Consider the following 15502-nt stretch of genomic DNA (forward strand, 5'->3'; position numbering starts at 1 on the left):
AATAAAAATGCTATTTAACAGACTTAAAAACGTTAGAGTCTTTTGAGTTATTTTCTATTATTCCTTTAGCTTTTTTATAAACTTTAACCCTAGTATCGAATTTTTCATATTCTGAGTTATTAGATTTATATTCAGGAATTAAGCTTTTCATTTTCATTACAATATTATTGTTTTGAAAACGATTTGTAATACAAAGCTCTTCAATATCAGTCTTTATTCTAGAATAATCTAATTCTCTAGTTTTACTAATTAATATTTTTTTATGGTATGTAGACAATGTATTCTCACCATTAGCCAATAACTCTTCATATAATTTTTCACCAGGTCTTAATCCAGTAATTTTAATATCAATATCTTCGGGGTATCTTAAACCAGAAAGCTTTATCATATTTTTAGCCAAATCATAAATTTTTACTGATTCACCCATATCAAAGATGAATATTTCACCACCTTTACCCATGGTTCCAGCCTCAAGAACTAATTGAGAAGCCTCAGGAATAGTCATGAAATATCTAGTAATATCTTTATGCGTTAATGTTAAGTCACTACCAGCATCTATTTGTTTTTTAAACAAAGGAATTACTGAACCATTAGAACCTAAAACATTACCAAAACGAGTTGTAATAAATTTAGTTTTGCTTTCTTTTTGGAGACAACTTATATACATTTCTGCCATTCGCTTTGTAGCCCCCATAACACTTGTTGGGTTAACGGCTTTATCAGTAGAAACGAAAACGAATTTTTTAACGTTATAACGTGAAGCTGTATCTGCTAATAATTTTGTTCCATTTACATTAATTTTTATAGCCTCATAAGGTGATTTTTCCATTAACGGAACATGCTTATATGCAGCTGCATGAAAAACCATAGTAGGCTTATATGATTGAAAAATAGAATCAATTCTAAGTCCATCTCTTATATCTGCAACAATAGCAGTATAGTTATGCTTTCCATCACGTTTTAAATCTTGCTGAACATCATATAAGGCCGATTCTGCTTGATCTACTAAAATTAAATGTTTAACATCAAAGTTAGAAAGTTGGTTAACTAACTCGCTACCAATAGATCCCGCTGCTCCAGTTACAAGAACGGTTTCGCCTCTAAATTCGTTTAATAAATTAGGATTATCTATTTCAATAGGTGGACGTCCTAATAAATCTTCAATTTGCACTTGTTTAATTTGCTTAGCACTTAGTTCTCCATTTATCCAATCATCAATTGGAGGTACTTTTGTTATTTTAACTTCAGAATCTGACAAACTATCTATAAGTGTCATTAACTTATTGGCATCAATATTTTGATCAGCTACAATAATTTCATCAATATCATTTAATTCTACATACGTTTCGTTTAAACTAGTATAAGATAAAATAGGAACTCCATTAATAAATTTACCATTCTTATTCTTTTTAGCATTATCATCTACAAAGGCAAGAATGTTAAAACTAGCACTAGCATTATTTAGTAATGCATTATAAGTTACTATAGAAGAGTCTTCTGTACCATAAATAAGTACTCTTTTCGTTAACAATAATTTAGACTTTAAATATTTATAAGTCATTTTAAAAAGTAATCTACTAGCACTAAGTGCAACAAAACTTAATAAAGCATGCATAACTATAATAGACCCAGGTATTGTAAAACCAGGAACAATGCTAGCATATCTATTTAAAAACACGACAACAGCACAAATCAATGCCATTAAAACTATTGACTTAAAAACGTTTACAACATCTGTAAAACCTGTATGTCTTATAACACTTTTAAAAGAACCAACAATTAAGAAACTTAAAGCAGATACTACAAATACAAATGGTAATTCGAATAAAAACTGCTCCACATCAAAATTAAGTGTGAAATTAAATCTTATAAAATAAGCTAAAAAGAATGTCGTTAAGATTAAACTTAAATCAATTCCAAAAACCAGCCATTTAGAGGCATATTTTTGTGAATAATAGGCAAAATAATTATTTATCATAATTTGAGGATGTTTGTAATATTATTAAGAATTCTTTGTAAGTCATCTTGACTTAAGTTAGATCCACTTGGTAAACAAAGTCCTTTTTCAAAAAGTTTCTCTGAGGTCCCGTTAGTAAAATGCAAATAATCTTTGAAAACTGGTTGCATATGCATTGGTTTCCATAATGGTCTAGTTTCTATATCGTCTTTTAATAATTCTAATCGTAATTTTTCTCTAAGTTCGAATGATTCGGTCTCAATACAAGTAATCCATCTATTCGAAAAGAAATTTTCAGGTTCTTCTAAAAAAGTAACTTCTTTAAACTGAGATAAATGTTTTTTATAAAAATCAAAATTCTTTCTTCTTGCTTCCACTCTATCATCTATCACTTCCATTTGTCCTCTACCAATACCAGCTAAAACATTACTCATTCTATAATTAAACCCAACAAAAGAGTGCTCGTAATGAGGTGCATTATCACGGGCTTGTGTTGATAAGAATACAGCTTTATCTTTTAATTCTTTAGTCTTAACAATAAGAGCCCCACCACCAGAAGTAGTTATTATTTTATTACCATTAAATGATAATATTCCCATGTCAGAAAGCCCACCACATTCTAGGCTAAAATATTTACTCCCTAGAGCTTCTGCACTATCTTCAATAACAGGTATATCATACTTTTTTGCAATTGCATTAATTTCATTAACTTTATATGGCATGCCATATAAATGAACAGCAATTATAGCTTTAGGTTTTTTATACTTTTCAATTCTATCTTTTATTGCTGTTTCTAACAATTCTGGCGACATATTCCATGTCTCACGTTCACTATCAATAAAAACAGGTGTTGCTCCTTGATACATTATTGGGTTAGCAGAAGCAGAAAAAGTAAAACTTTGACATAAAACTTCGTCTCCATGAGAAACATCAAGTAGCTGAAGTGCTAAATGAATAGCAGCAGTTCCTGAACTAAGTGCGGCAACATACTTATCACCACCTAAATAGGTTTTCAAATCATTCTCAAAACCATCTACGTTAGGTCCCAACGGAGCAATCCAATTTGTTGCAAAAGCCTCTTTGACAAAGTTTTGCTCTGTTCCACCCATATGTGGTGATGAAAGATATATTTTTGTTTTAGTCAACACTTAAATTTAATTTTAAAAATTATCGCATAGGATTATAACCGTAGTTAAAAACAACTACTCTATTTAATAGAAAAATTAATAATTTTTTGGATATTCCCTCTTGCATATGTAACAAAATCAATAATTATATTAACAACTAAAATAATTAATATTAAACGTTTTAAAAATACTTATAAATATAACCTAACTTTATTTTTAGATAATATTTTAAGAGTTTTGAAATATATTTTATAATACCTTTAATACAATTAAATCAAAAATGCTATTAATCAATTCAATTCTGTTTTACAGGGTAAATTTAGTAATTGTTTTATTGCAACAAAGGAAGAAAAGAGTTAATTCGCTAAAAGAGTAGTTAAAATCGGTTAACTACATATTGCACATTTTAAAACAGAAAAAAACAGTAGGTTATCGATGTACTTATAGCTTACTTTTTTTCAACAAATAACAATATTTCAACTATTATCAAGGTTTAATATAAAATATGTGATTCAAAAAAATATATTTCATATCTCTTTAAATCACTTAATATATATTTAATACTCAATGTGAAACCTCTGCTGTTATGTCCTTTATTTTATCTGTAAATAATTCAGCTCCTATATTCGATAAATGTGTTTTGTCTCTCCAATAATCAAGAGTGTTGTTTTCTTTAAAAAAATCGGTAAAATCAAAATAAGTTAAATTCCTCTTTTTTAAAATCTCACTAAATTTAATATTATCATCTTTACAAGAATCAACATATTTTGGTGATGTAAAAATAATAAGTACTTTATTGTTTTTTTTACAAAAAACATTTAATTCATCTAAAGTAATATCATAAATATCGTTTAAAATAAACTCATTCTCGCAATTTGTATCGTTACTGTTTTTTTTAAGAATATTTTTGAGAATTTTTTTTTGATTTTCGTTGACATAAATAGGATCATAACCAAAATAATCTTTATAATTATAATTTGGTTTTAAATAGTTTTTAATCATACCTAGACTCTTACCATTATAACTTAAACTCCAAAAGTAGTTTTGTAATAAATTGTCTTGCTTTAACTTGTCAATTTCATTTTTTATAATTTTATTCCTATTGTATTTTGAAGATAAAGCCCTTATATCATTACCCAAATAGTCCTTGGAGAATGCATTTTCAGGATCTAAGTGTAACAATAATATTTGTTTTTTTTGTTTTGGCAAAAGCTTAATCAAGGTCGAAGAATAAGCTAATTTAGTGCCATCGACACCTACGTTAAAACTATTTTCTGCCAACTTAATTGGGTTTATACTATGGTTTGCTCTAGAACTTCCAAAAACAACTAAATCCAATTCTTCATTTATTTGTAAATATTGATTTAGTTTACCTATAGCTTGGCCAGTAAAAACTTTATCACTAACCTTATTAAGTACAAAAAAGATGAGTTTGTCTGTGAAAAATGAAATAACCAAAACTAATACGGTTGTTTTAAGAATATATTTAATAATGCTTAAATTCATAGTTTTAAAATTGAAAATAAATAAAATTATTTGAAGTCGAGTAAAAAAGAGTAATAAAAACTATTATCACTGTAGATACTATTGCAAGTTTTAAGCTGCTAAATTTAGCTCCAAAATCTTCTAAATTTACGTTTTTATTAAATAAATAAAGGTCAAATAATATTCCGATTGATAAAACCAAAATGGAATTTACAACTAGATTAATGTCTCCAATAAAAGGTGAGGAAAAGTCAAATAAAATAATTTTATTAATAGCTGTAAATGCAGAATTTAAATCTTGAGACCTAAAAAATATCCATGAGAATAGGACAATAGCAAAAGTAATTGGGTATCCTAAAAAGCTTAATTTATTTGAAATATTTAGGTTGTTATTAGATTTTAAATACTTTTCAACACTTAATACAATACCATGAATCCCTCCCCAAATTATAAAATTCCATGAACTCCCATGCCACAACCCGCCAAGTAACATTGTTAACATTAAGTTTCTGTAAGTAATTTTTATTCCTTTTCTATTTCCTCCTAAGGAAATATATAAATAATCTCTTAGCCAATATGATAAGGACATATGCCATTTTCTCCAAAATTCCGTAAGCGATTTAGAGAAATAGGGTATATTAAAGTTTTGCTTAAACTTGAAACCCAATAATTTTGCCGTGCCAATAGCAATATCTGAATACCCTGAAAAATCAAAATAAATTTGAAAAGCATATAAAAAAGTGGCAAAAACTATGGTAGTTGAATTATACAACCCAACATCACCATAAATTGTATCTACATAAGTACCAATAGTATCAGCTATAACTATTTTACGAACAAGACCAACTAATATTTGAAAAACCCCTTCGTTGAACCATTCTTTTTTCAAAAACCTCTTTTTTTCCATTTGCGGTAATAAATTGGAAGCCCTTTCAATTGGACCTGCAACTAATTGAGGAAAGAAAGCTATAAAGGTGAAAAACGAAATAATATCTTTGGCAGGATGAAACTGTTTTCTATAAATATCAATAGTATAACTTAAAGTTTGAAATGTATAAAAACTAATTCCAACAGGTAAAATAATATTTAAAGTTAAATCGTTTGGTTGCCAACCGAAGACATTCATTAAATCAGAAAATGATTCTGCAAAAAAATTATAATATTTAAAAACTGATAACAGTCCCAAATTCGCTATTAAACTTACAAACAACCAATTTTTTCTTTGCTTTTCAATTTTAGAATTAAATATTTTTGAACCTACAGTAAAATCGATAAAGGAACTGATAATTATTAAAGATAGAAACCTCCAATCCCACCAAGCATAAAAAACGTAACTTGACAATAATAATAAGATATTCTGTTTTTTTAAATCTTTGTTTAACAACCAATAAACGATAAATACAATTGGAAAAAAAACAAGAAATTCTAATGAATTAAATAACATGTAATTAATAGGTTAATGGTTAGTTAATAATACTTGAAGTATTATTCAGTATTCAATCAAGTTTCAATAAATGAAAATTTAAAAAATAATCAACAATTTCGTATGCTACACGCTCATGCCCATAGCAAGTCCAATGATTATCATGTTCAAAAGTCCAACTCTCATCATTATCAGAATTTAAAACAATAACTTTAAAGCCTGAGTTTTTGCATATTTCAATGATCTCTAGTTCAGAATTGGGATGAAAAACTAATATCTTATTCTTAATATTATAATTCAGTTTAGTGTAATCTAAAAGACTTTGTATTTCATTTTTATATTTAAAATCATCTATGGCTTCTTCATGGACTGTTTTTTCTGGTCTATCAACAATTTTTGATAAATTAAGAGGGAATTTATTATAAAAATAATACAAAAGTTTCCAATTATATAATACTTTTTTTAAGCCCGGAGACTTCATTTGTCCATATATTATTTCTTTTTTTTCTATATCTAATTGCATTATATCTACTGCTGGCTGAATATTAGCAACGCTTTCATAAAAATCTTTACTGTTTACATATACAAGATTATATATAGGGCTTAATGAATCTAACTGTTTAGATATTTCCATAGCTTCAATAAAAGATACGCCAGATCTAGCGGCTTCAATAAAATTGAATTTGTCTAAACGCTTTTTTAATAAAACAGATTGATGACACTCACTTGGGTTCATAAAATTTTCGATATACGAATCTCCAATAATAGTTATTAAATTATCGTAAGACTTGGGTAATTCACCTGGCCAACCAAATTTATTAACAACCCATTTATGCTTACCTCCTACCCAGTATCCAGATTGATTTGGGTAATACTTTTGAATGTTATATTCATCAATTTCACGTTTTGGCAAATCAGTAGTTGCATGCGTAAGCCGGACAATTAACTCTCCAACCAATAACGCAAAAAGAAAGAATATAATTAAGTTTTTTATGAATTTTTTCATACCTAAAATTGAAAATAAATAAATGCTTGTTCTTCACCGGCAAAACGAAACATAAGTACAATTAATAGTAAGTATAGAGACCATCTTAATGGCTTTTTTATATTATCAATACTTTCTAAAGCATATTCGCCATGTCTTCCAATCCATTCAACTATTATAAACCCAAATACCAAATACATAATAAAATTTGGGAATATGACAGGAACAGAAAATAAAGACCAAGAAAACATATCTCTTAAAAAAGTAAAAGCATGTTCAACTGTATTCGCTCTAAAAAACACCCAAGCAATTATTGTGATTAGAAAAGTTAAGGCCATTTGCGATATTTCTCTCAAATTTGGCAGATATTTACCTTGGGCAACTATATTAGTATTAACTCTATTTTTATTAGTTAACATTAACGGTAAAAAATAAAGAGCATTTAAAAAACCCCAAATGACAAATGTCCAATTGGCACCATGCCAAAACCCGCTAACAATAAAGATAATAAATGTGTTCCTAATTTTCATCGACGTTCCGCCACGACTACCACCTAATGGAATATATAAATAATCCCTAAACCAAGTTGACAAAGAAATATGCCAACGCCTCCAAAACTCTGCGATATCTCTAGAAAAATAGGGGAACGCAAAATTTCTTTTAAGATCAAAACCAAATAATCTAGATATCCCTATGGCAATATCGGAGTATCCTGAAAAATCCCCATAAATTTGAAAGGCAAAGAAAAAAGCACCTAAAAACAATGTGCTTCCTGAATAATCATTTGAATTATTAAAAATAATATTGGCATACTTTGCGCAATTATCGGCAATAACTACTTTTTTAAATAAGCCCCAAAGTGCTTGCCTAAGACCATCAACAGCATTAGCATAATTAAATTTTCGTTTTTTATAAAACTGTGGAAGTAAATTCGTAGCTCTTTCTATAGGTCCTGCAACTAACTGCGGAAAAAAGCTTACAAAGGCAAAAAAGGAAATTATATTTTTAGTAGGCTCTAATCTCTTATAGTAAACATCTATCGTATAACTCAAAGTTTGAAATGTATAAAAACTAATTCCAACAGGCAAAACTATGTTTAATGTGTTTACCTGTAATTTTTTTCCGAAGAAAGCAAAGGAATCAATAAAACTATCAATAAAAAAATTACAATACTTAAAGAACCCTAGAAATCCTATATTAACACATATACTAGTCCACAATAACAATTTACGTTTTGATATCTTTTTCTCCTTTTTTAATAATAAACCTATATTATAATCTAGAAAAGAGCTAAACACTATAAGCGATAAAAATCGCCAATCCCACCAGCCATAAAACAAATAGCTAGCAGCTACTATCAAAAGATTTTGATAGTTTAAATTTCTTTTAGTTACAAACCAATATACAATAAAGACTATAGGTAAGAAAATAAAAAACTCAAATGAATTAAAATACATATCTGGGGACTTGTAACATATTAATTAAAAAAAATCCTGCTATATTTAAATAAGTGGCAAATATCTTTTAACAAATATAAAATATCAAAAAAAATCTCCAAATAACAAATTTACACTATAACCTGCATAAAATAATATATTTTTAGTGCAAGACTTTTATCAAAAAATTGGCGAAATTTTGATAGACTACCTTTTACAAAAAAAATAAATGAGCAAATAATATTTAATAAACAAAATGATTAAACCAAATAAACAATCATTAAACAAATATTAACAAATGTTACATTTTAACAAAAAGTAACTATACTTAATTTCAATTAATTAGCTAAACAACCAATAAAAATCCTCTCTATTCTCGAGAATAGAGAGGATTTTTATATTTATAAAATTATTATAAAATTAATTCTAATTTAATTTAGCACTTTTTTATATATCTACTCGATTCAAAAACTCTTCTAGATTTGTATAACCATCACCATCCTCATCTAATTTACCATCTGATGCATCATTAGCATCCAAATAATCACGCATATTTTCCCAAATATCTGGTAAACCATCTTTATCAGTATCTAAATAAGATGTATCATTATTGGGGTCAACAAGCGGAGTTAAAATCCATTCACTCATTTCTCTATAAGAAGTAGCCCCATTATCATTTAAAGCAGCCTCAATAAAGCTTTCATCTTCTTTATCCAAATTAATAGTATAACTACCGTCTTCATTTAAACTTTTATTTGCACCAACATCATTTAATACACCCATATAACTATCTATTGCTGGTAAAAGAGGTAATTCAAAACCTAATGCTTGAGGCTCTGAACTTAAAAATAAGGAATCTGGCACTCTATCACCTCTAGATTTGCCTTCTGAATTTGAGAACCAACGCCACATAATAGTATTGTCTGCATTTGGGTCTGTAATTAAATCAGGATAAACAAGGTTACCTTTTGCAAAAATCTTTGGAGGACTTCCATAATTACCAACCCTATTTAACGTTTCGATTAAACCATCACCATTTTCACTATAACCTTGAGCTATTGTAACTGGCCCAGCTTTATAAAAATTATTTTGCTGATTTACTTCTGCTCTGTAATAAGCACTTGTTAGTCTATATTTCCAATTATAAATAACATTGTTTTTTATTTCAAACTTACCATGACCAGCAACATTGGGAAACCTATGACTAATATTATAAACATAATTATTATTCCAAGAAAATTCACCGGTCTCATTTAGCGAGTCATCAGTTCTGGAATTACCCATTATAGTTGCTGTATTATGACTTGGGTCACATTCAGCCAACACACTTCTTTGAATAGAAATGTTAGTAACAAACTTAGCAGGGTCATTAGTTGTGAAACTCCATATTTCATCCTCTCCCCACGAACCACTACAATGATCAATTATAATATTAGTACAACCCGTACCGGTAATAATGTCTGAATTCCCCAAGGTCGCGTTTTTTAATCCTCTAAATCTAACATACCGCATAATAATGTTATCTACATTTTGCATTGCTAAATAATTTCCAGTAATAGTGACACCATCTCCAGGAGCTGTCTGACCTGCTATGGTTAAATTATCATGCAGTCCCCCTGTTAATTTCAATCTTCCCAGAGTAAGTTCAAATTCACCTCCAACTTTAAACACCACAGTTCTTGGGCCTTGTCTTGTTATAGCCCATCTAAAAGACCCCTCAGTAGCAGTATCCTCCCTAGTGGTTACATAATAAACAGCGCCACCTCTACCTCCTGTAATATTAGAACCTGCTCCATAAGCAGATGGAAATGCTTTTAACTCTGTTGAAAATTCATCATCAAAATCTACATCATTTTCCTTTATATTAATTACTACTAATGCCGTATCACAATTGTCAGGGTTTAATGAATCACATAAAGTATATTCAAATGAATCAGTCCCAAAAAAACCCTCTTTTGGAGTATACGCTATAACATCATCGTTATTATTATCTACGGTGTTATTATCATTAACTGTTAAAACACCATTTTCAGGATTAGTATAGCTTAAAGAACCTGCTTCAGGTAAAGAAATATCATTTTCAAATAGAACTAATTCGACTGGCACATTCTCAATAGTATCAAACGTATCATCTATAACATCAACTAAAATTACTTCATCTTCATTCGTTGGCTCATCTTCTTCATCAGTTAACACATCCTCTTCTTTTATTACCGATTCTTCAACAACAAATAATTCTTCATTATTACATGAAGGCAATACTAGAATAAACAAAAAAATAATTATCAATAATTTGGGGGTTTCAAGTAGGTATTTCATTTCTTAAATTTTTAATTTTTGGAATTAGCAAAACCCACATTTTAAAACGACTTTAAATGTATTTCATCCAAGACGTTTTTGTTTTGTTAAAAAATTAGTAATTCCTTATATTCGATTTCGTATATATAATAATAATTAATAGTTTTGATTATGACTTTAGCACTTTTAAAGTTTTTTTAAACCTGTATATTAGACTTTTATTTACACGTTACAAGTACAATTCGTTATTTGTCAACTTGGTTTAAAAATTCCTCTATATTTGTGTAACCATCATTATCTTCATCACCTGAGGAAGTTTTGGTTAAAACCCCAAAGGTTGCTATTTCCCATACATCAGGCATTCCATCATTATCAGTATCATATCCTGCTGGTCTTATCTTTATAGGCGTTGAGCTTACGGCATTTTGATAAGCTATATAATGAGATTTGTTTCTAATTTCACCATCTTCCATATCACTTGCATAGGAATAAGATTGGTAAGTATTTGTTTTAACATAACCCAAATAATGTTCATCTACTGCATCTCTGCTAATTAACACATTACCCAAGCCATCTAAAGTTCTGCAAGCCCCAACATTATCTGGAAGGTTAGCACGGACTTCTTCTGCTGTCATAACTGTAGACATCTTACCTAAGAAAGGAAAAGCTTCTTCTGATTTAAAATCTACATGAGCTGTATCCCATTGTTTTGAACCCGCATAGGTTCCAGAAGTAATGTCAAATCGAAATTTCCAAAACTTTGATGCCCAATTATCGTCATTCGCTGACATCACACCATCAATAACATTTCCTGAAGTATGTATTCTTATATCATCAAGGGGATTACTACTTCTTATGTCTACCCAGTTAACATAAGGAGTATTTAATACATTTGTGCTCCTAGCACCCCTCTGATAGTAATTATTAATTTGATTGATTTGCATTAAATCATTTAAATGACCCGCAACAATCAATCTCGTATTCCAATTATGCACCATATTATTTATTACATCAACTCTTGGCACAACAATATTAGGAAATCTATGACTTATATTATACCATAAATTACCTAATAAACTAACTTTATCTGTGAACGCACCACTTAAATTACCAATTAATGTTCCCGTTTTACTCTCTGCTAATAAGTTATTTGAAAGCGTCCATGTATCAGAATTCCCTGTGACACTTAAAGCTTCATCACCACCCCAGGATATAGAACAGTGATCTATAATAGAGTTATTACAATTATTTACATTTACTGCATCACCAACGGTAGCTGCAGAGCCTCCAGGTCGGTAAGCTGGTCTAAATCGTAAATATCTTGTTATAACATTATTGGCGCTTGAAAAATATATTGATTGCCCAGTTATTGCGATACCTCCCTCAGGAGCAGTTTGCCCAGCAATAGTTAGGTTATCAGCATTAATACTTAAACTACTAGTTAAATTAATAGTACCTGAAACATCAAAAACAATAATTCTATTTGATTCACTTATAGCATCTCTGAAAGACCCTGATCCACTATTATTTAAATTAGTTACATGGTAAACTGAACCACCACGACCTCCAGTTATATCTGCTGCTGCACCATAAGCAGCCGGAAATGCTTTTAATTCTATTGCCATGTCATCTTCTTGAGGCTCAATAGTAATAGTTACTGTTGCAGTATCACAATTATCTAAATTCACAGCATCACAAATTGTATATTCAAAAAAATCAATTCCTGAAAAACCAGCATTTGGTGTATAAACTACAATATCATCTGTAAGATTATCTGGTGTTTCATTATCATCAATAGTTAACACGCCATTAGAAGGACTAGTATTAGATAATGTAATGCTTTCAGGCAAATTCACATCATTTAAATAAGCTTTAATACTCACAGCTGTATTTTCTATAGTTATAACAGTATCATCAACTACATCTATAGCAGGAACTGTATCTTCAGTATTTGGGTCTTCTTCTTCTTCTTCTTCTTCTTCTGATGGTTCTGTTTCTTCTGCTACTATAGCTGATTCCTCTACAACAAATATTTCTTCATTGTTACATGATGGTAATAAGAGTAAAAAAAATAAAATAAAAGTCAATAATTTTGTGTTTTTAAGTAGGTATTTCATAAAAATGTAAATTAGATTTTAGGGGCAAACAAATATACGTGCTTTATAACGTTATTATACGTATTTCGTCGTAAAAAAATATTAAATTTGTAGGTAATTAATACAAAGACGCATTTCATCTATTCAATTGGTATTTCATCGATAATTTGATTTAAATGATATACGTATTATCTAATGAAATAGACTTTAAATTATTTAAAATAAATAGTTTTTGTCGCGAAAATACGCCCTTAATCGGATAACATGCAATATTTGTTAATAACATGTAATAATTTTTTTAAAGATTTTCCGCATGTTTATAGCTTATTTGAACAATAATTTAATCAGCATATACTCATATCACCATATATTAAATAAGAAATCACACCTAATTTAATTTAATAAAACATTAATCGAGGTTTTATCGAGTAATTATTCTTTTCATCTCAATTTACTTTTACATTGATTTCTTTTTCACATATTTGTAATTAATAATTTTAATTAACTTCCTCAAATCAAAAAAAATGAAAATACTAGTAACAGGAGCTGCTGGATTTATTGGGTTCTATACTTCAAAAGTATTACTAAACCATGGGCATATAGTAGTCGGCTTAGATAATATTAACGATTATTATGATATAAATCTTAAATATGATCGGTTAAAAGAATTAAATATAGATAAAGATGAAGCTTCTTTATTTAATAATTTAACTAAAAGCAGAAATAACACAGCTTTTTCTTTTATTAGAATGAATTTAGAAAACCGAGAAGAATTACCTAAACTTTTTGAGAAAGAAAAATTTGATATTGTGTGTAATTTAGCTGCACAAGCTGGTGTGCGATACAGTTTAGAAAACCCTGAATCTTATGTTGATTCTAACTTAGTTGGGTTCTTAAATATATTAGAATGTTGCAGAAATTTTAAAATAAAACACTTAGTTTATGCTAGTAGCTCAAGTGTTTATGGTTTAAATAAAAAAACCCCATTTTCAACGGACGATAATGTGGACCACCCTATTAGTTTATATGCAGCCACAAAGAAAAGTAATGAATTAATGGCGCATACATACAGTCACTTATTCAAAATACCTACAACAGGGCTACGCTTTTTTACTGTCTATGGCCCTTGGGGTCGTCCGGATATGGCTATGTTTTTATTTACCGATGCCATAGTTAATAATAAGCCTATTAAAGTTTTTAATTACGGTAAAATGGAACGTGATTTTACATTTATTGATGATATTGTAGAAGGTGTTGTTAGAATTTTAGAACACCCAAACAAGGAAAGAATTCAAAAGAAAGACTTATATAAAATCTACAATATAGGTAATAATAACTCTGTAAAGTTATTAGATTTTATAAAAGAGATTGAAATAAACCTAGAAACCGAGGCTAGAAAAGACATGCTTCCAATTCAACCTGGCGATGTTGAACGTACCTGGGCAAACGTAGACGATTTAATAAATGACTACGATTACAAACCAAACACCTCAATTAGTCATGGGGTAAAATCATTTGTTGATTGGTATAAGAGCTACTACAAATAATTACCTCCTGTTGAATATCATTTTTTTATCGATTAAACTCATTTAAAAATCTACACTATGAATTTAATCGTAGAAAACGTCAACTTAGTATAAAAAGAGCCTAAGTTTAAATATTTTTTTACATATTTGCCGAAGCTATTAACAACAAACCCAAATTAAATGATAAAAAATCTACAAAATAAAACTGTATTAGTTACAGGTGGTGCTGGTTTTATAGGCTCTAACCTATGCGAGACACTTCTTTCTAATAACATTAAAACTGTTTGCTTAGACAACTTCTCTACAGGTAAACGCGAAAATATTGAACCATTTTTAAGCAACGATAATTTTAAACTTATTGAAGGTGACATACGAAATCTTCAAGACTGTCATGAAGCTTGTAAGGGGGTTGATTACATTTTGCATGAAGCCGCTTTAGGGTCTGTACCTAGGTCTATTAATGACCCAATAACATCCAATGATGTTAATGTATCAGGGTTTTTAAATATGCTCGTAGCAGCACGTGACGCAAAAGTAAAACGTTTTGTTTATGCTGCTAGTTCTTCAACTTATGGAGATCATGAAGCACTACCAAAGGTAGAACATGTTATCGGGAAACCATTATCACCATATGCCATAACAAAATATGTTAATGAATTATATGCAGATATATTTCAAAAAGCATATGGATTGGACACTATAGGTTTACGATATTTCAATGTTTTTGGAAGAAGGCAAGATCCAAATGGAGCTTACGCTGCTGTAATTCCACTTTTTGTAAAGCAGTTTATAAATCACGAATCTCCCATGATTAATGGTGATGGTAGTTACTCAAGAGATTTTACATATATAGATAATGTTATTCAAATGAACCTATTAGCTATTACAACTGATAACAAAAATGCATTAAACACAGTATATAATGTTGCTTATGGAGATAGAACAACATTATTAGAATTGACCTCTTTATTAAAAAAACATCTTTCTCAATTTGATGATTCTATTAAAAATGTTGTTATAAAACATCGTGAAAATAGAGTTGGTGATATTCCTCATTCATTAGCATCTGTTGAAAAAGCAAAAAAATTATTAAACTACAATCCAAAATTCAATATCAATGATGGTATTAAAGAAGCTGTTAACTGGTATTGGAAACATTTATAATAAGA

General features: G+C 29.1%; 10 protein-coding genes. 2 read left to right on the plus strand and 8 right to left on the minus strand.

Annotation, left to right across the window (positions count from 1 at the left end; translation table 11 throughout):
• Nucleotides 1-10 precede the first annotated feature (10 nt).
• From SJY43_RS12690 to SJY43_RS12725, 8 genes are all read right to left on the minus strand, one after another.
• Entirely contained in the window at nucleotides 11-1978 is a 1968-nt protein-coding gene (locus SJY43_RS12690) for a polysaccharide biosynthesis protein (protein WP_396601117.1), read from the minus strand.
• Nucleotides 1975-3105: a DegT/DnrJ/EryC1/StrS family aminotransferase gene (locus SJY43_RS12695; protein ID WP_396601118.1), complete on the minus strand. Its 1131-nt coding sequence runs from the start codon at nucleotides 3103-3105 to the stop codon at nucleotides 1975-1977. Before SJY43_RS12695 ends, SJY43_RS12690 begins: the two co-directional genes overlap by 4 nt.
• Before the next feature lie 543 nt (nucleotides 3106-3648).
• Nucleotides 3649-4590: a hypothetical protein gene (locus tag SJY43_RS12700; RefSeq protein WP_396601119.1), complete on the minus strand. Its 942-nt coding sequence runs from the start codon at nucleotides 4588-4590 to the stop codon at nucleotides 3649-3651.
• A gap of 4 nt (nucleotides 4591-4594) precedes the next feature.
• Nucleotides 4595-6013 (minus strand): MBOAT family O-acyltransferase, encoded by a 1419-nt coding sequence (locus tag SJY43_RS12705; protein WP_396601120.1) that lies wholly within the window; start codon nucleotides 6011-6013, stop codon nucleotides 4595-4597.
• Nucleotides 6014-6065: 52 nt separating this feature from the next.
• On the minus strand, nucleotides 6066-6998 hold the full coding sequence (locus SJY43_RS12710) for a hypothetical protein (RefSeq protein WP_396601121.1): 933 nt from the start codon (nucleotides 6996-6998) through the stop codon (nucleotides 6066-6068).
• 2 nt (nucleotides 6999-7000) lie between these two features.
• Nucleotides 7001-8434 (minus strand): MBOAT family O-acyltransferase, encoded by a 1434-nt coding sequence (locus SJY43_RS12715; RefSeq protein WP_396601122.1) that lies wholly within the window; start codon nucleotides 8432-8434, stop codon nucleotides 7001-7003.
• 426 nt (nucleotides 8435-8860) lie between these two features.
• Entirely contained in the window at nucleotides 8861-10732 is a 1872-nt protein-coding gene (locus SJY43_RS12720; protein ID WP_396601123.1) for an Ig-like domain-containing protein, read from the minus strand.
• A gap of 224 nt (nucleotides 10733-10956) precedes the next feature.
• Complete coding sequence (locus tag SJY43_RS12725) at nucleotides 10957-12828, minus strand: Ig-like domain-containing protein (protein WP_396601124.1); 1872 nt, start codon at nucleotides 12826-12828, stop codon at nucleotides 10957-10959.
• Nucleotides 12829-13331: 503 nt separating this feature from the next.
• Here SJY43_RS12725 and SJY43_RS12730 point away from each other — a divergent pair.
• Complete coding sequence (locus SJY43_RS12730) at nucleotides 13332-14354, plus strand: NAD-dependent epimerase (RefSeq protein WP_396601125.1); 1023 nt, start codon at nucleotides 13332-13334, stop codon at nucleotides 14352-14354.
• A 159-nt stretch (nucleotides 14355-14513) separates the two neighbouring features.
• The gene (locus tag SJY43_RS12735; RefSeq protein ID WP_396601126.1) at nucleotides 14514-15497 is read left to right on the plus strand and encodes an SDR family oxidoreductase; all 984 of its coding nucleotides are present in this window, start codon (nucleotides 14514-14516) and stop codon (nucleotides 15495-15497) included.
• Nucleotides 15498-15502 lie beyond the last annotated feature (5 nt).

Source organism: Algibacter sp. R77976, from assembly GCF_044594645.1.
In the GTDB taxonomy this organism is placed as follows: Bacteria; Bacteroidota; Bacteroidia; order Flavobacteriales; family Flavobacteriaceae; genus Algibacter_B.

Excerpts from the sequence above, each read along its gene's own strand:
- SJY43_RS12690 (WP_396601117.1), bottom strand. The coding sequence starts at position 1,978 with ATGATAAATAATTATTTTGCCTATTATTCACAAAAATATGCCTCTAAA.
- SJY43_RS12700 (WP_396601119.1), bottom strand. The coding sequence starts at position 4,590 with ATGAATTTAAGCATTATTAAATATATTCTTAAAACAACCGTATTAGTT.
- SJY43_RS12705 (WP_396601120.1), bottom strand. The coding sequence starts at position 6,013 with ATGTTATTTAATTCATTAGAATTTCTTGTTTTTTTTCCAATTGTATTT.
- SJY43_RS12710 (WP_396601121.1), bottom strand. The coding sequence starts at position 6,998 with ATGAAAAAATTCATAAAAAACTTAATTATATTCTTTCTTTTTGCGTTA.
- SJY43_RS12715 (WP_396601122.1), bottom strand. The coding sequence starts at position 8,434 with ATGTATTTTAATTCATTTGAGTTTTTTATTTTCTTACCTATAGTCTTT.
- SJY43_RS12720 (WP_396601123.1), bottom strand. The coding sequence starts at position 10,732 with ATGAAATACCTACTTGAAACCCCCAAATTATTGATAATTATTTTTTTG.
- SJY43_RS12725 (WP_396601124.1), bottom strand. The coding sequence starts at position 12,828 with ATGAAATACCTACTTAAAAACACAAAATTATTGACTTTTATTTTATTT.
- SJY43_RS12730 (WP_396601125.1), top strand. The coding sequence starts at position 13,332 with ATGAAAATACTAGTAACAGGAGCTGCTGGATTTATTGGGTTCTATACT.
- SJY43_RS12735 (WP_396601126.1), top strand. The coding sequence starts at position 14,514 with ATGATAAAAAATCTACAAAATAAAACTGTATTAGTTACAGGTGGTGCT.